Below are 15,103 nucleotides of genomic sequence, written 5' to 3' on the forward strand. Positions count from 1 at the left end.
CAATGAAGAATTTTGGCAAGTTGTGTATCGCGACAGTCGTAGCAGGTATGGCAGGGGGCGTGATGGCCCAGGAGCAGATCATCAAGATCGGCCATATCGGCCCGACCTCCGGCCCTCAGGCTCACTTCGGCAAGGACGATGAAAACGGCGTGCGCATGGCCATCGAGGACCTCAACGCCAAAGGCATGGAAATCGGCGGCAAGAAGGTCAAGTTCGTGCTGGTGGCCGAGGACGATGTGGCCGATCCCAAGCAAGGTACGGCGGCTTCGCAAAAACTGTGCGATGACAAGGTCGCCGGGGCCGTGGCCTTTGTGAACTCCGGTGTGGCGATTCCTTCTTCCAAGGTGTTCCAGGACTGCGGCATTCCCATGATCACGGGTGCGGCGACCAATCCCGATCTGACCAAGCCCGGCTGGAACACCACCTACCGCGTGATTGCCAACGACAACGCCCTGGGCGCGGCCCTTGCCACCTATGCGGCCAAGAATCTCAAGCTCAAGAACGTGGCCGTGATCGACGACCGCACGGCCTATGGTCAGGGTCTGGCCAATGTGTTCAAGAAGGATGCCGAAAAGCAGGGCATCAAGATCGTTGCCAACGAGTTCACCAACGACAAGGCCACGGACTTCATGGCCATTCTGACCTCCATCAAGGCCAAGAAACCCGATGCCATCTTCTACGGCGGCATGTATGGTCAGGCCGGCCCCATGCTGCGCCAGATGGCCCAGCTGGGCATGAACGACGTCAAGATGTTCGGCGGTGACGGCATTTGCGTGACCGAGCTGGCCAAGGTGGCTGCCGGCGCCAAGCCGCTGGAGAACGTGGTCTGCGCCGACGGCGGTGCCTCCATCGCCAAGATGCCTGGCGGCATGGAATGGAAGAAGCGCTATGACGCCAAGTATCCGGGCCAGTTCCAGGTCTACAGCCCCTATTTCTATGACGGCACCATGCTGCTGGCCGACGCCATGAAGCGTGCCAATTCATGGGACCCCAAGGTCTATATCCCCTTCCTGCAGAAGTCCGACTATTCGGGTGTGACCTCCAAGATCCAGTTCGAGAAGAACGGCGAAATGAAGAACCCCAGCTATACGCTGAGCCGCTATGTGGGCGGCAACAAGACGCCTATCGATCTGAAATGATGGTTTGAGTGCGTCGGGCCATGTGGTGTGGCCTGCTTTGCAAAGCCTGCAGATGCCTCGCATTTGCAGGCTTTTTTGCTTTCGGCCTTGGGTGGCCGGCGTGGATGGCTGCCGCTCGGATCCTTGCATGCGAAAGGATTGCGCTAGTTCTGCATGCCCTCTAGCTGCGCGAAATACTCACGCAGCACCTCGATGGCCTCGCGTACCTTGGCGGGCAGGCTGTCGCGGCTGGCGGTGACGGCCCAGATATCCAGCATGCCCATGTTCCAGTCAGGCAGCAGGCGTACCAGGCTGCCCGTCTCCAGACTTGCCGCCACGTCATGGGCCGAAAGCAGGGCAAGCCCCAGACCCGCTTCGCAGAACTGCTGCACCGCGCTGCGGTGGTTGCTGACCATGAGCGGCCGCACCTGCAGCCGGTATTCCTGCGCCGTGCCCTGCTGTCGCCACAAAAAATCGGCATGGGCGTCGTCGCTGCGGCTCATCTCCAGCCAGGGCAGCTGTGCCAGCTCGCCAGGGTGTTGGGGTTTGCTGCCGTGGGCCTTGATCCAATGCGGCGAGGCGCAGAGCACGGTGGCGCTGCGCCCCAGGTGGCGGGCCACCCAACTGGAATCCTGCAGATTGCCGAAGCGCAGCGCCAGATCCACGCGCGCCTGGATCAGGTCTATGGGAGCGTCATCCATCAGCAGGCGCAGCCGCAGCTCAGGGTGCATGGCCAGCCATTGGCCAAGCGCCGGGGCCGCATGCTGGGTGAAACCTGCCGGGGCCGCCAGGCGCAGCTCGCCGCTGGGCCGCTGATGCTCGGCGGCCAGCTCGGCGCGCGCCCGGCTGGCCGCTTCGCACATGGCGGCGCACTGGATGTAGAAGCGCTGGCCGGCATCGGTCAGCGTCAGTTGGCGCGTGGAGCGGTGCAGCAGCGTCAGGCCGGCATCGTGCTCCAGCTGACGGATATGCTGGCTGACGGCCGAGGGCGTCATGTCGAGCTGGCGGGCGGCCGCGCTCATGCTGCCGCGCTCCACCACGGCGGCAAAAATGGCCATGCGTCTGAAATCTTCCATGAGGCTATTTTGAAGTTCTCCTTCAAGGTCATGGTGGCTGAAAGGGGTTTTTCTCGCGATTGATGCCGATTAATCTTTAGCCCTGTTGAAGATACAAGGAGTTTTTCCATGAAAGTTGCATTGATTGGCGCCACGGGTTTTGTCGGTGCCGGATTGCTGGATGAGTTGCTGCGTCGCGGCCATGAAGTCGTGGCCCTGGTACGCAAGCCCGAGGCCGCTGCCGTGCGCGAGCATGTGCAGTTCGTCAAGGCCGATGTGCTCAACGCCGACGAGGTGCAGCGCGCCGTGACTGGCTGCGATGCGGTGGTCAGCGCCTATAACGCAGGCTGGAGCAATCCCAATATCTATGACGATTTCATGCAGGGCTCGCGTGCCATCGTTCAAGGCGTCAAGGCTGCGGGCATCAAGCGCTATCTGGTCGTGGGCGGAGCCGGCAGCCTGTATGTCAATGGCCAGCAGCTGGTGGATTCGCCGGACTTTCCTGCGTTCATCAAGCCCGGTGCCTCGGCGGCGCGCGACATGTTTGCCGAGCTGCAAAAGGAAGCCGCTCTGGACTGGACCATGCTGAGCCCGGCCGTGGGCTTTCATGGCGGCTCCGATGCGCAATCCAGGGGCCGAACCGGTCAGTACCGCACGGGCAAGGATGAGCCTTTGGTGCAGGCTGACGGTCAGCCTGGCGATATTTCGGTGCAGGACCTGGCCGTTGCGTTGATCGATGCCCTGGACAGGAACGAACACCTCAAGGCCCGTTTCACCGTCGCCTATTGAGCTCGGGATCTGCCGCAGCCCAGTCCGACCCCATTGATTGATGGGGCAAGGCCGGGCTGCCTGTCTGCTGCCATGCTGCAAGCGCACAATTTCGGGTTTTGCGGCGCCAGACGCCGGCACGCCTTGATTGCATGACACAAACCTTGACTGCCCCTGTCGAATCGACCCGATCTCCCACCCAGGCCTGGCTCAGCGTGATTGCGCTGGCGCTGGGCGCTTTTGTTTTCAATACCAGCGAGTTTGTGCCCGTCGGCCTGCTCAGCAGCATCGGCGCCAGTTTTGACATGCAAGTCGAGCAAGTGGGGCTGATGCTCACCATCTATGCCTGGGTGGTGGCGCTGGCCTCGCTGCCCTTCATGCTGCTCACACGCAAGGTGGAGCGGCGCAAGCTGCTGATGGGCGTATTCGCGGTGTTCGTACTCAGTCATCTGCTCTCGGGTGTGGCATGGAGCTATGCGTCCCTGGTCATCAGCCGTATCGGCATTGCGCTGTCGCACGCGGTGTTCTGGTCCATCACGGCCTCGCTGGCCGTGCGGGTGGCACCTGCGGGCAAGAAGGCCATGGCATTGAGCCTGCTGGCCACGGGCACTTCCGTGGCCATGGTGCTGGGCATTCCGCTGGGTCGCATCGTGGGCGAATGGCTGGGCTGGCGCATGACGTTTCTGGCCATTGGCGCGGTGGCTGCGGTGGTGATGCTGGTGCTGGGCAAGTTGCTGCCTAGGCTGCCCAGCGAGAACGCAGGCTCCCTGTCCAGTGTGCCCATGCTGTTCAGGCGCCCGGCCCTGGTCGGCATCTATGTGCTGCTGGTGCTGGTGATTACCGGCCAGTTCACGGCCTATAGCTATATCGAGCCCTTTGTGCAGGACACCGCCGGCCATGCCGGCGAGGTGACCACGGCCGTGCTGCTGCTGTATGGCGGCATGGGCATTGTGGGCAGCGTGCTGTTTGGCTGGTTCGGCATGCGCTTTCCGCGCGGTTTCCTGCTGGCGTCCATCGGCGTGCTGGCGCTGAGCCTGTTGCTGCTGGTCATGAGCAGCACGCATGCCTGGAGCCTGTATCTGCAAAGCTCGGTCTGGGGCATTGCCATGATCTGCTTTGCGCTGTCCATGCAGTCCAAGGTGCTGAATCTGGCGCCCGATGCCACCGATGTGGCCATGTCCATGTTCTCGGGCATTTTCAATATCGGCATCGGCGGCGGCGCACTGCTGGGCAGCATCGTCAGCCAGCAATGGGGCATGACGCATATCGGCCTGGTGGGCGGTCTGCTGATCGCCATGGGCGGCGCGCTCTGGTTGTTCATGATGCTGAAGCTGGCCGACAGCTTTCGTTTGAGGTCCTAGTTTTGTATACAAAACTGGCCTGACTCTTGCATGGGTGGTTTGTCTCAAATTTTTAAGAGAGGAAATCATCCATGAAAGCGTTTGCCGCAACCTTTACCACTATTGCCCTGGCAGCAGCCAGTCTGTCGGCTCAGGCCCAAAGCTCGGTGCAGCTCACCGGTACCGTCGATACCTACGTGGGCTCCATGAAGATGGCAGGGCAGGAGCGCGTGGCCTCCGTCGGCTCTGGCGGCCTGACCACTTCGTGGTGGGGCGTGAAGGGCGTGGAAGATCTGGGCGGCGGTCTCAAGGCCGACTTCAATATCACCGGCTTTTTCCGTGCCGATACAGGTACCCCTGGCCGTTTCGATGCCGATCCCTTTTTCTCGCGTGATGCCAATGTGGGTCTGGCCGGCAGTTTGGGTCGTGTGAGCCTGGGTCGTGGCCTGGCACCGAATTTCCTGCCCACGGTGCTGACCAATCCGTTCGGCGACTCCTTCACGGTCTCCCCTCTGGTGCTGCATGCCAATATGACGACAGCGGCATGGGGCAATGACAGCCTGACCACAGCCTCCAACACGGGTTGGAGCAATCAGGTTCTGTACACCACGCCCAGCTTTGGCGGCCTCAAGGCCAATGTGCATTACCAGTTCGGCGAGCAGACCAGCAGCGGCAACAAGGGCAAGAAGAATGTGGGCCTGAACCTGATGTACTTCGGCGGCCCGCTGAGCCTGACCGCGTTCTACGAGCGCGCGCAGATCAACAACCCGGTCTCTCTGGCGGTGATGCCGACCAAGAGCAACTGGATGGTGGGCGGCAGCTATGACTTCAGCGTGGCCAAGCTCTATGCCACCTACGGCCAGGCCAAGATCAACGCCCAGGATCGCGAGAACACCACCTACTCGCTGGGTCTGGATGTACCCGTCAGCGGCACGGCAGGCACCATCAAGGCTGCTGCTGCACGCACCAAGTCGGAAGTGGGCAACGTCAGCGGCACACGCACCACCGTCAGCCTGGGCTACGACCACTTCCTGTCCAAGCGCACCGATGTCTACGCCGTGGCCATGTATGACCGCGTGAGCATGGACATTCCCAACAAATCCGGCACCAGCGCGGTGGTGGGTATTCGCCATCGTTTCTAAGCTGCACCAGTTTCATGCACCAGCACCTTGCTTGTGCATGAGCGGTACAAAGCAAAAAGTCCTCGCAGGCATTCACACCTGCGAGGACTTTTTTTGGGATGAAGACGCTTAGTCTTCCATCTTCAGGTTCTGCTTTTGCACCACGTTCTTGTAGACGGCCAGCTCTTCGGCCATCTGCTTGGCAAAGGCTTCGGGGGTGTCGGCCATGATGATGGAGCCGCTTTCTTCAATGCGCTTTTTCACCGCAGGATCTTGCACCGCCTTGCGCACGGCGGCGTTGATCTTGTCCACCACTTCCTTTGGCAGGTTCTTGGGGCCAACGATGCCGTAGTACGCCATGCGGTTGACCTGGGGCAGACCCATTTCCTTGAAGGTGGGCACATCAGGCAGTGCAGCCAGACGCTGGGGAGCGGCGACGACGAGAGCCGTCAGGCGCTTTTCCTTGACGAAGGGCAGGGTGGAGGGCAGGTTGTCAAAAATCAGCGGCACCTGGCCGGCAACCGCGTCGTTCAGCGCAGGGCCCGATCCACGGTAAGGCACGTGGGCTACGTCGGTCTTGGTTTCCAGCTTGAACATTTCCATCATCAGATGGGTGATGGAGCCTTGACCGGGCGATGCGTAAGAGTACTTGCCGGGGTTGCTCTTGACCTCGGCCAGGAAGCTCTTGTAATCCTTGCCCGCAAATTTGGGGTTGGCGGCAATGATGTTGGGCGTGGCGGCGATGTTCACGATGGGCGTGAAATCGGTGGCGACGTTGTAGGTGATCTTGGGGTTGATGGCCGGGTTGGTGGCCGTGGTGGACACGGTGGCAATGCCCAGGTTGTAGCCATCGGGCTTGGCGCGTGCCGTTTCAGCTGCGCCAATGGTGCCGCCGCCGCCGCCCTTGTTTTCCACCACAACGGACTGGCCCAGCTCACGGCTCAGAGGCTCGGCGATGACGCGGGCAATCAGGTCCGTTGTGCCGCCAGCCGCAAAAGGCACTAGCAGGCGGATTGGCTTGTTGGGGTAGGAACCTTGAGCCTGTGCTGCGCCGCAGAGCGCGAGGGTTGCCAAAACGGTGGCTGTGAACTTGAACATATCTGTCTCCTTGGAAGTGTGATGTGCAGTGCGCTTCTTGTGAAAGATGGCTGCAGTTTTTTGGGGCTTTTGCCCTCTGTTTTTTGTTGGGTGGAACGTTCAGATCGGCAGGCTTTCAAACCATGGCTCAAACCACGTTTTGTGCATGCAGATCAGCGATGGTTTGCTCATCCAGCCCGAACTCACGCAGCACCTCATCGGTGTGCTGACCCAGGGCGGGCGGTGCGAGGCGGTAGGTAACCGGTGTGGCCGAAAGGCGCATGGGATTGGCAACCGTGGCAATGTGGCCAATGCCGTCGCCTGCATTGCGCGGCAAGCTTTGCTGAATACCGCGCGCCTTGACCTGGGGGTCTTCAAATGCCTGGGCAATGGTGTTGATGGGGCCACAGGGCACGGCCTTGTCTTCCAGCAGCGCAATCCAGTCTGTAGTGCTGCGTGTCAGCATCACGGGCTTCATCAACGCCAGCAGCGCGCTTCGGTTTTGCACGCGGGCGGTGTTGGTGGCAAAGCGCTCGTCCTGTGCCCATTCGGCATATTCGATGGCGGCGCAGAAGCGGGCGAACTGCCCGTCGTTGCCAATGGCCAAGAGCACATTGCCGTCCAGCGTTGGAAAGTCCTGGTAGGGCGCGAGGCTGGGGTGGGTGTTGCCGGCGCGGCCCGGTGCCTGGCCGGTGGCCAGAAAACCTGCGGCCTGATTGGCCAGCACGGCCATGCCCACATCCAGCAGCGCCATGTCGATGTACTGGCCCTGGCCTGTGGTGTGGCGCGCATTGAGGGCCGCGAGAATTGCGTTACTGGCATACAGCCCCGTGAACACGTCGATCACCGCCACGCCCACCTTCAGCGGGCCGCCGCCGGGCTCGCCATCGGCATGGCCGGTGATGCTCATCAGGCCGGTCATTGCCTGCACCATCAGGTCGTAGCCGGCGCGCTCTGCATAAGGGCCGTCCTGGCCAAAGCCGGTGATGGAGCAGTACACCAGGCGCGGGTTCAGAGCCTTCAGACTGGCATAGTCCAGAGCGTATTGCGCGAGTCCCCTGGTCTTGAAGTTCTCCACCACCACATCGGCCTCTTGCGCCATGCGCTGCAGCAGGGCGCGGCCTTCGGGGTGGGCCATGTCCACGGTGATGGAGCGCTTGTTGCGGTTGCAGGCCGTGAAGTAACTGGCCTCGCGCGTGTCGTTGCCCGCATCGTCCTTGAGGAACGGAGGGCCCCAGTGGCGCGTATCGTCGCCAGCAACCGGGCGCTCAACCTTGACCACATCGGCGCCCAGATCGGCCAGCATCTGCGTGGCCCAGGGTCCTGCCAGCACGCGAGACAGATCCAGCACCTTGATGCCTGCCAGTGCGCCGGTGGGAGTGCTTGTCGATGCGTTCATGTCGGAGGAGTCCAGAAACCGGGTGGAGAAACTATGAAAACAGTAGCTGCTTGCGCTTTATTGGTATGAATTTTTATATGAAAACTATTCAAAAATCATACTAATCAAGCGGTAGTTGCTAACAAATATATAGCAAAAAGGAGGCTCGAATCTCTGCCATTGCCCCACGGCAAGGGCAGCAAGCAAGCGCCGCCTCGCGGCGAAGCTGCCGCCCCCTTGCATGGCGCAAAGCGCGCACACAGAGGGGGCGTCCGCCCAGGCGGGGCCGCCTAGGCCAGCCGCTCAGAGAGTGCGATCAGTTCGCAAACGCCGCAATGCCGGTCTGGGCACGACCCAGAATCAGCGCGTGCACGTCATGGGTGCCTTCGTAGGTGTTGACCACTTCCAGGTTCACCAGATGGCGGGCCACACCGAACTCGTCGCTGATGCCGTTGCCGCCCAGCATGTCGCGGGCCATGCGGGCAATGTCCAGCGACTTGCCGCAGTTGTTGCGCTTGACCAGCGAGGTGATCTCGATCACGTTCTGGTGCTCGTCCTTCATGCGGCCCACGCGCAGCGCGGCTTGCAGGCCCAGCGTGATTTCGGTCTGCATATCGGCCAGCTTCTTCTGGATCAGCTGGTTGGCGGCCAGAGGGCGGCCGAACTGCTTGCGGTCCAGCGTGTACTGGCGGGCAGTGTGCCAGCAGTCTTCAGCCGCACCCAGTGCGCCCCAGGCAATGCCGAAGCGGGCGCTGTTCAGGCAGGTGAACGGGCCCTTGAGGCCGCGCACCTCGGGGAAGGCGTTCTCTTCGGGGCAGAACACATCGTCCATGACGATTTCACCGGTGATGGAGGCGCGCAGGCCCACCTTGCCGTGGATGGCCGGGGCGGACAGGCCCTTCATGCCCTTTTCCAGTACAAAGCCGCGGATCTGGCCCACGGTGCCGTCTTCGGTCACTTCCTTGGCCCAGACCACGAACACGTCGGCCACAGGGCTGTTGGTGATCCACATCTTGTTGCCCTTGAGGCGATAGCCGCCGTCCACCTTGTAGGCGCGCGTGGCCATGGAGCCGGGGTCGGAGCCGTGGTCGGGCTCGGTCAGGCCGAAGCAGCCGATGAACTCGCCCGAAGCCAGCTTGGGCAGGTATTTCATCTTCTGCGCTTCGGTGCCGAACTCGTTGATGGGCACCATCACCAGGGACGATTGCACGGAGGCCATGGAACGATAGCCCGAATCCACACGCTCGATCTCGCGCGCCACCAGGCCGTAGCTCACGTAGTTCAGGCCCGCGCCGCCGTACTGCGTGGGGATAGTGGGGCCCAGCAGGCCCAACTCGCCCATCTCGCGGAAGATGCTGATGTCCACGGACTCGTTGCGGAACATGGCTTGCACGCGAGGCTTGAGCTTGTCCTGGCAGTACTCGCGCGCTGCGTCGCGGATCATGCGCTCGTCTTCGGTCAGTTGCTGGTCGAGCTGGAAGCAGTCGTCCCACTGGTAGCCATTGGCCATGTTCATCTCCTGAATGCAAGGTGTCGGGTTGCAGGCGCATTTCCGCCTGAGTGCTTGCACACATATTAGGTTTGCAGAACAGGGGCTGGCAAACGATGAATAATCATCTATGGATGAGAAAAATGCATGTATAAATTAATTATCAAGGGTTTTCCCTTTTGTTTGTTTCCTATGTATGCGAGCAAGGAATAAGAGAGATGCGCAGAGTTCTGCCCTCCACTCAGGCTCTGGCCTGCTTTGAATCGGCCGCCCGCCATATCAGCTACACCAAGGCTGCACAGGAGTTGTCGCTGACGCAAAGTGCCGTCTCGCGCCAGATCATTGCGCTGGAGGAGTTTGTGGGCGTGGCCCTGTTCAAGCGCACGCGCCACGGCGTGCTGCTCACCGATGCGGGCCTGCATTACGCCAAGCAGGTTGGACGCTGGCTGCAGGGGCTGGAGCGTGACACGCTGGATCTGATGAGCCATCAGGGCGAGGGAGGGCCCATCAATCTGGCGGCCGTCCCCACCTTTGCCACACGCTGGTTGCTGCCGCGCCTGCCGCAACTGGCGCAGCAGCACCCCGACATCACCGTGCACATCGATGTGCAGACCCGGCCGTTTCTGTTTGCCGACACCGTGTTTGACGCGGCCCTTTATGCGGGCACGCCCGAGCAGGTGACCCGCTGGCCCGGCGTGCAGGCGCAGTGGCTGATGGACGAAGAGGTGGTGCCCGTGTGCAGCCCGCAACTGCTGGCCACGGCCCAGCAGCGCGACCTGGGCCGCGCCTGGCTGCCGGTGGGCCCGGAGGTGATTGCGCGCCTGCCGCTGCTGCAGCAAAGCACGCGCCCCCAGGGCTGGCGCCAGTGGTTCGATGCGATGCATGTCGATGCGCCGCGGGCGCTCGACGGCATGCGGCTGGAGCTGTTTTCCATGCTGGCCGTGGCCGCCAGCCAGGGGCTGGGCGTGGCCCTGGTGCCGCCCATGCTGATCGAGCAGGAGCTGGCGCGCGGCGACCTCATCGTCGCCTGTCCCCAGCCGCTGCGCGGCAACCGTGCCTACTATCTGGTCACGCCTGCGCTGGCGGCCGATGCACAACCGTCGCCGGCGCTGCGGGTGTTCAGCCAGTGGTTGCAGGGCCACGCACAGGAAATTCGTGGTGGAAAAACAGAGTGAGTGAACTGGCTGCGTTATGCCTTTTTCAAGGCGAAGCTTGAAGCGCTGATGAGCAGCAGTACATCGGCAGCGATGCGCTGCATCCAGTGGCTGTTGCTCTTGAGGGTCGGCTCGGTAAAGGCTTTGCTGAAGGTGGGGCGCACAATCTGTGCGTAATTGAGGCTGCCCAGAATAATGGTCAGCAAAGCAACGGCAGCGATGTCTTGACGCAGCAATCCGGCGGCCTGACCTTCCTCAATCAAGGCCACACTCTGAAGCAAAAAGATCTCTAGCGGCCGGGTATGAGCCTGTTCAATGCGCTCGGAGTTATCCAGCAGCTCGCGAGTAATGAGTTTGAAGCCCGCAGGGCGGGCCTGCATCCATTCGATCTGCAGCGAGATGAAGGCCTGCAGGCGCTGCTGCAGCAGATCCTCGGACTGCACGCCTTGCTCCATGCGCTGCATCAACTCGTGTGCCTGAGCCTCAAGCACGGTGCGATACAGCACCTCCTTGCTGGGAAAGTGGTGTAGCAGGCCGGAGTTGCCAATCTGGCAGTCCCGCGCAATGGCCGATAGTGATGCGCCCTGAAATCCGTGGTCTGCGAAATGCTGTTCGGCACGATCCAGAATCAGTTCTTTACGAGAGAGCGGTTGGCTGGGCATCCAGTGATTATAGAAATGGGAGGGCACAGGCCGGTGGGCGGCGCGTGTGCTGTGGCTCGTTGAGTTGATGGCCGCTCTGGTCCCGGCTTGTCTCCTGAAATGCGGTGTGGGTCTTGGCAGGTGGTCGTGGCTCAACCTAAAGCAGCAGCCAATGCAGCAGCCAATGCAGATACAAATGCAGCAGCAAATGTAGAGGTAGGAGGGTCAGCTAGTGGCGGTCTTCGCAGGCTTGTGGGACTGCGGGCTGGGCTGGAGCGAGTCCAGCTGCTGTTGGAGCTGTGTGTGAAAGCGGGGCGCGCTGTACTCGAAAGAGCCAAATGTGAGACGGTCATTGGCGCCCGAGGCCAGGCCGGCCTGTATGGACTCTGCGAGAGCGTAGTCCTCGGCCAGAGTCCGGCGGTACAGGTCCACGTTGGCGTTCCAGTACGCAGCGGCCTTGTCCGTAGCGGGCTTGGACGGAATCAGTGTGATCTCATGAATCCGTGTGCGAGAGGCGCTGAGCGGCTCCAGGTAGCTGAGCTGCCCGTGGTCGGGCTGGACCAGGATCATCGTGTTGGGAAAGAAGTAATAAGTCAGGTTGCCATACTTGCGCGGGTCGAAGCCGTCTGCCTCGGGTTGCTCTTTTTGAAAGCGGGACTTGATGAGGTACAAGCGTCGGTGCAGGTCAAATTCGTCCACCAGTTGCAGGTTGTTCATGAACATGTGGGCAATGGTCTGGCGGTGCGCAACCTTGAAGTGATAGGCTTCAAAGATGCCATCTGTCAGCAGCTTCCAGTTGGCGTTGACTTCGAGCGAGCGCTGCGCATAGGACACGGGGGCGTGGAGCCCGTCCAGCGACTCCAGGTTCTCCATGAGCGGGCCCAGGTGTGTGTCGATATCTCTGAGGGGGGATGCGGGGTCCAGCACCACCCAGATGAAACCGCCTCGCTCCACGGCGGCCAGCCTTTTGAGACCGGACTTGTCTTTCTTCAGGCGGGGGAAGCCGAAGGCGTCGGGAACAGCTCGCAAGTCGCCATCGGGCTGGTAAGTCCATGCGTGGTAGGGGCAGGTGAAGGCTCGTGCTTCGGTGCCGCTGCCCTCGGCCACAACGCGTGCGCCGCGGTGTCGACAGACATTCAAGAAAGCGTGGACGGCTCCGTCGGATTGCCTGACCAACAACAGCGGAACATCAAATGGAGTCAGCGACAGCCAGGCGCCGGGCGTGGGAATGGATGAGCTACCGGCCACGGGCTGGGGAAACTGGCGCAACAGGCGCAGCTCCTGCGTGGTCTGCTCGTCGCTGGTGTATTGGGAGACTGCGACCTGCCCGTCCTGTGTGTCGGCGTCGGCCAGTCCGGTCTGCAAGGCATGTGTGGCGCGGCGGTGAAGCTCGATTGCAAAACTGGTATTCATTCCCCTGGCTCTTTCCAGTACCTGTGATGTTTGAGTGATTCCTGGATGCAAGTCTATGAACTGACTGATCAGTCGGTCAATGGGGCTAATGTGGCCTTTGGAGCCTATGGCCTCCTCAGTCGCGTCGAATGGTTTGGCGCTTGCATGAATCAACGGACAAGTTCGGGGGCGAATGGCGCGCATCAGCTGCAATACAGCTTTGACCTCAAAGCCGTAGCGGTATGAATGGCCAATGGCTTATTTCAGGTAAAAACAGCTTCTAGACCAGCCAGTAAAGCGCTGGCTGCTATGAATTTTTGCAGTGGAGAGTCGAATCATGTCATTCAGCCAAAGTCTGTGGAATGCCAACCAGGCGCTGTTTCAAAGCACCTTGGAGCTGCCCTTCAACCAGGAACTGGCGGCCGGCACGCTGAGCCGGGAGCGCTTTTGCCACTACATGATTCAGGATGCGCACTACCTCGTCGCCTATGGCCGCGCGCTGGCCGTGACGGCGGCCAAATCCGATAACGCCGAAGGCGTGGTGCAGTTTGCCAATGCCGCCAATGAGGCCGTGGTGGTGGAGCGCGCCTTGCATGGCGGCTTCATGCGTGACTTCGGCGTGACGCCCGAGCAGTTTGCAGCCACGCCGCTGACGCCGGCCTGCCACCACTACACCAGCTATCTGCTGGCCACGGCCTGGAGCGCCACTTACCCGGTGGCCGTGGCCGCGCTGCTGCCCTGCTTCTGGATCTATGCCGAGGTGGGGCGCGACATCCATGCGCGCTCGGCCAAAGACAATCCTTATCAGGCCTGGGTGGACACCTATGCCAGCGAGGAGTTTCATGCGGCGGTGCGCGGCGTCTGCGCCACTGTGGATCGCCTGGCCGAGGAGGCCACCGAGACCACGCGCACGGCCATGCATGCCGCCTACAAAGATGCGGCCCGGCTGGAATGGCAGTTCTGGGACAGTGCCTATCGCCTGGCCGATTGGCAAGGGCCACTGCGCTGAGAGCTGGGTGGCCCCGATGGGGTGTTGATTAAAAAATAATCAGCTCCCCGATTGTCCTGCGCCGACAAGGACTTAGCTCGCTTATTCAAGGCGTTGCCGGGGTTTGTCCACAAGCTTGTAGCGATTTACTGGGGAGAACTGCTCTGCAGCCCAATTCAGACCTGCCTGAGCTGCTATGAAATGCAGATTTCGCAGGTTTTGAGCGACCCGGAGCGTGATTTGCTTAAAATTTAATCATGCTTTCAAAAAACGTTTGAGAACAACGGCTTGACTGGCTTATCCCGCTGAGTGCTTGACTTTGTCCACAAGCTTGTCGTGGTTGAATGGGGATATCCCGAAACGATGTGCTGCGCAACCAGCGAAGGGTCGGGAATTGGAAAAGCCGACATACCGGGCCATAGCTCTTGCCTCCATGGCTATTCCTGCGGCGGCCCGTGCCTGGATTCCTATTTCACGCTGCTCCCGGCGAATCTGAAGTCGGTTCATGGCAGCGTGGCGCACTTCTGGCCGGAAGCCGGCGCAGCGACTGTCGATACGGCTGGCCGTCGGGCCGCTGCGGCTGGGCCAGTTTGAGTCAAGGGTTCAATGCTTGCCTGCTTCGACCAGGTGATCAATCAGCGCCCTCACCTTGAGTGGCAGGTGGCGCGAGGGCATATACAGTGCATAAGCGGTGCGCGGCGCGTAATTGCTCGTCAGTTGCCAGTCGGGCAGAACCTGTACCAGCGCGCCACTGTGCAATACCGCCTGGGCGGCAAAGTCTGCCACCAGGCCTATGCCCTGGTGCTGCAGCGCCAGATTGATGATGCCCGTGCTGCTGTCCATGGACAAGGGAGAGTGAACGGCGACTTCGGTCACGGCAGGCACCGGGCTCCGATCTTGGCCGTGCACCCATTGCAGCCGGTTCTGGAAGTCGCCATAGCCCAGCGTGATGCATGCCACGCCATGCTCGCGGCCCAGCTCCTGCGGATGCTTGGGGGGCTTGATCAGTCCCTTGAGGTAGGCCGGCGAGGCCACGGCGATGTAGCGCACTTGGCGCAGCTCGCGCGCCACCATATGCGGCGGCAGCTGTTCGGGCCGGGTCAGGCGAATGGCCAGATCCAGGCCTTGCTGAGCCAGGTCCTGCATCTGGTCGCTGAGGCTGACGGCGACCTCAAGCTCGGGCCATTGGCGGCGCAGGGCGGGCAACTGTGCGCTGAGCCAGATTTCTCCAAAGATGGTCGGTGCCGTCAGACGCACCGTGCCGCGCGGCACGCCGCTGTAATGACCGGCAATGGCGTGGATATCGCTGGCGGTCTGAGCCAGCTGGGTGCAGGCGGCATAGATCTCGGCACCCAGCTCGGTCAGGGACAGGGAGCGGGTCGTTCGATGCAGCAGCTGCACGCCCCAATGGGCTTCCAGTCGGCCCACGCTGCGGCTGACGGCCGAGGTGGTCAGATCCAGTTGCCGCGCGGCGGCGGCAAAGCTGCGCAGCTCCACCACCTTGGCGAAAACCAGCATTTCAGGAAGCAGGCCGGACTCTGTGCTCATGGCTCAGTTTGATTGTTGATCTATAGGTAATAGT

The 15,103-nt window shown here is 61.4% G+C and carries 13 protein-coding genes; 6 read left to right on the forward strand and 7 right to left on the reverse strand.

Annotation, left to right across the window (positions count from 1 at the left end; all coding sequences use genetic code 11):
* The first annotated feature begins 2 nt into the window (after positions 1 to 2).
* Positions 3 to 1,139 (forward strand): branched-chain amino acid ABC transporter substrate-binding protein, encoded by a 1,137-nt coding sequence (locus tag QYQ99_RS19565; protein ID WP_302089624.1) that lies wholly within the window; start codon positions 3 to 5, stop codon positions 1,137 to 1,139.
* 143 nt (positions 1,140 to 1,282) lie between these two features.
* Here the strand turns inward: QYQ99_RS19565 and QYQ99_RS19570 are convergent, their stop codons facing one another.
* On the reverse strand, positions 1,283 to 2,194 hold the full coding sequence (locus QYQ99_RS19570) for a LysR family transcriptional regulator (RefSeq protein ID WP_302089625.1): 912 nt from the start codon (positions 2,192 to 2,194) through the stop codon (positions 1,283 to 1,285).
* 108 nt (positions 2,195 to 2,302) lie between these two features.
* Here QYQ99_RS19570 and QYQ99_RS19575 point away from each other — a divergent pair, with 108 nt between their 5' ends.
* From QYQ99_RS19575 to QYQ99_RS19585, 3 genes are all read left to right on the forward strand, one after another.
* Positions 2,303 to 2,962: an NAD(P)-dependent oxidoreductase gene (locus tag QYQ99_RS19575; RefSeq protein ID WP_302089626.1), complete on the forward strand. Its 660-nt coding sequence runs from the start codon at positions 2,303 to 2,305 to the stop codon at positions 2,960 to 2,962.
* Between the two features lie 131 nt (positions 2,963 to 3,093).
* A complete protein-coding gene (locus QYQ99_RS19580) occupies positions 3,094 to 4,302 on the forward strand; it encodes a sugar transporter (protein ID WP_302089627.1) in 1,209 nt (402 codons plus the stop codon).
* A gap of 71 nt (positions 4,303 to 4,373) precedes the next feature.
* Positions 4,374 to 5,423, forward strand: coding sequence for a porin (locus QYQ99_RS19585; RefSeq protein WP_302089628.1), 1,050 nt, complete (start codon positions 4,374 to 4,376; stop codon positions 5,421 to 5,423).
* A 108-nt stretch (positions 5,424 to 5,531) separates the two neighbouring features.
* Here QYQ99_RS19585 and QYQ99_RS19590 read toward each other — a convergent pair whose 3' ends face one another.
* From QYQ99_RS19590 to QYQ99_RS19600, 3 genes are all read right to left on the reverse strand, one after another.
* Entirely contained in the window at positions 5,532 to 6,500 is a 969-nt protein-coding gene (locus tag QYQ99_RS19590) for a tripartite tricarboxylate transporter substrate binding protein BugE (RefSeq protein ID WP_302089629.1), read from the reverse strand.
* Positions 6,501 to 6,627: 127 nt separating this feature from the next.
* Positions 6,628 to 7,878 carry a CaiB/BaiF CoA transferase family protein gene (locus QYQ99_RS19595; RefSeq protein ID WP_302089630.1) on the reverse strand — a complete coding sequence of 417 codons (1,251 nt, stop codon included), beginning with the start codon at positions 7,876 to 7,878 and terminating at the stop codon, positions 6,628 to 6,630.
* 295 nt (positions 7,879 to 8,173) lie between these two features.
* Positions 8,174 to 9,367, reverse strand: a complete 1,194-nt coding sequence (locus QYQ99_RS19600) for an acyl-CoA dehydrogenase (protein WP_302089631.1) — start codon at positions 9,365 to 9,367, stop codon at positions 8,174 to 8,176.
* Between the two features lie 197 nt (positions 9,368 to 9,564).
* Between QYQ99_RS19600 and QYQ99_RS19605 the strand changes: the two genes are divergently transcribed.
* Positions 9,565 to 10,521 carry a LysR family transcriptional regulator gene (locus tag QYQ99_RS19605; RefSeq protein WP_302089632.1) on the forward strand — a complete coding sequence of 319 codons (957 nt, stop codon included), beginning with the start codon at positions 9,565 to 9,567 and terminating at the stop codon, positions 10,519 to 10,521.
* Positions 10,522 to 10,535: 14 nt separating this feature from the next.
* Here QYQ99_RS19605 and QYQ99_RS19610 read toward each other — a convergent pair whose 3' ends face one another.
* A complete protein-coding gene (locus tag QYQ99_RS19610; protein WP_302089633.1) occupies positions 10,536 to 11,189 on the reverse strand; it encodes a TetR/AcrR family transcriptional regulator in 654 nt (217 codons plus the stop codon).
* Positions 11,190 to 11,366: 177 nt separating this feature from the next.
* Positions 11,367 to 12,554, reverse strand: coding sequence for an aromatic ring-hydroxylating oxygenase subunit alpha (locus tag QYQ99_RS19615; protein WP_302089634.1), 1,188 nt, complete (start codon positions 12,552 to 12,554; stop codon positions 11,367 to 11,369).
* Between the two features lie 316 nt (positions 12,555 to 12,870).
* On the opposite strand from QYQ99_RS19615, the gene tenA reads away from it, so the two are divergent.
* The gene (gene tenA / locus QYQ99_RS19620) at positions 12,871 to 13,542 is read left to right on the forward strand and encodes a thiaminase II (protein WP_302089635.1); all 672 of its coding nucleotides are present in this window, start codon (positions 12,871 to 12,873) and stop codon (positions 13,540 to 13,542) included.
* A gap of 582 nt (positions 13,543 to 14,124) precedes the next feature.
* On the opposite strand, the gene QYQ99_RS19625 is transcribed toward tenA, so the two are convergent.
* Positions 14,125 to 15,069 carry a LysR family transcriptional regulator gene (locus QYQ99_RS19625; RefSeq protein WP_302089636.1) on the reverse strand — a complete coding sequence of 315 codons (945 nt, stop codon included), beginning with the start codon at positions 15,067 to 15,069 and terminating at the stop codon, positions 14,125 to 14,127.
* Positions 15,070 to 15,103 lie beyond the last annotated feature (34 nt).

The organism is Comamonas testosteroni (assembly GCF_030505195.1).
Classification (GTDB): Bacteria; Pseudomonadota; Gammaproteobacteria; order Burkholderiales; family Burkholderiaceae_C; genus Comamonas; species Comamonas testosteroni_G.

What these genes read in the sequence shown, in the direction of transcription:
- QYQ99_RS19580 (WP_302089627.1), top strand. Translation starts at nt 3,094, where the DNA reads ATGACACAAACCTTGACTGCCCCTGTCGAATCGACCCGATCTCCCACC.
- QYQ99_RS19570 (WP_302089625.1), bottom strand. Translation starts at nt 2,194, where the DNA reads ATGGAAGATTTCAGACGCATGGCCATTTTTGCCGCCGTGGTGGAGCGC.
- QYQ99_RS19585 (WP_302089628.1), top strand. Translation starts at nt 4,374, where the DNA reads ATGAAAGCGTTTGCCGCAACCTTTACCACTATTGCCCTGGCAGCAGCC.
- QYQ99_RS19595 (WP_302089630.1), bottom strand. Translation starts at nt 7,878, where the DNA reads ATGAACGCATCGACAAGCACTCCCACCGGCGCACTGGCAGGCATCAAG.
- QYQ99_RS19590 (WP_302089629.1), bottom strand. Translation starts at nt 6,500, where the DNA reads ATGTTCAAGTTCACAGCCACCGTTTTGGCAACCCTCGCGCTCTGCGGC.
- tenA (WP_302089635.1), top strand. Translation starts at nt 12,871, where the DNA reads ATGTCATTCAGCCAAAGTCTGTGGAATGCCAACCAGGCGCTGTTTCAA.
- QYQ99_RS19565 (WP_302089624.1), top strand. Translation starts at nt 3, where the DNA reads ATGAAGAATTTTGGCAAGTTGTGTATCGCGACAGTCGTAGCAGGTATG.
- QYQ99_RS19625 (WP_302089636.1), bottom strand. Translation starts at nt 15,069, where the DNA reads ATGAGCACAGAGTCCGGCCTGCTTCCTGAAATGCTGGTTTTCGCCAAG.
- QYQ99_RS19615 (WP_302089634.1), bottom strand. Translation starts at nt 12,554, where the DNA reads ATGAATACCAGTTTTGCAATCGAGCTTCACCGCCGCGCCACACATGCC.
- QYQ99_RS19575 (WP_302089626.1), top strand. Translation starts at nt 2,303, where the DNA reads ATGAAAGTTGCATTGATTGGCGCCACGGGTTTTGTCGGTGCCGGATTG.
- QYQ99_RS19600 (WP_302089631.1), bottom strand. Translation starts at nt 9,367, where the DNA reads ATGGCCAATGGCTACCAGTGGGACGACTGCTTCCAGCTCGACCAGCAA.
- QYQ99_RS19605 (WP_302089632.1), top strand. Translation starts at nt 9,565, where the DNA reads ATGCGCAGAGTTCTGCCCTCCACTCAGGCTCTGGCCTGCTTTGAATCG.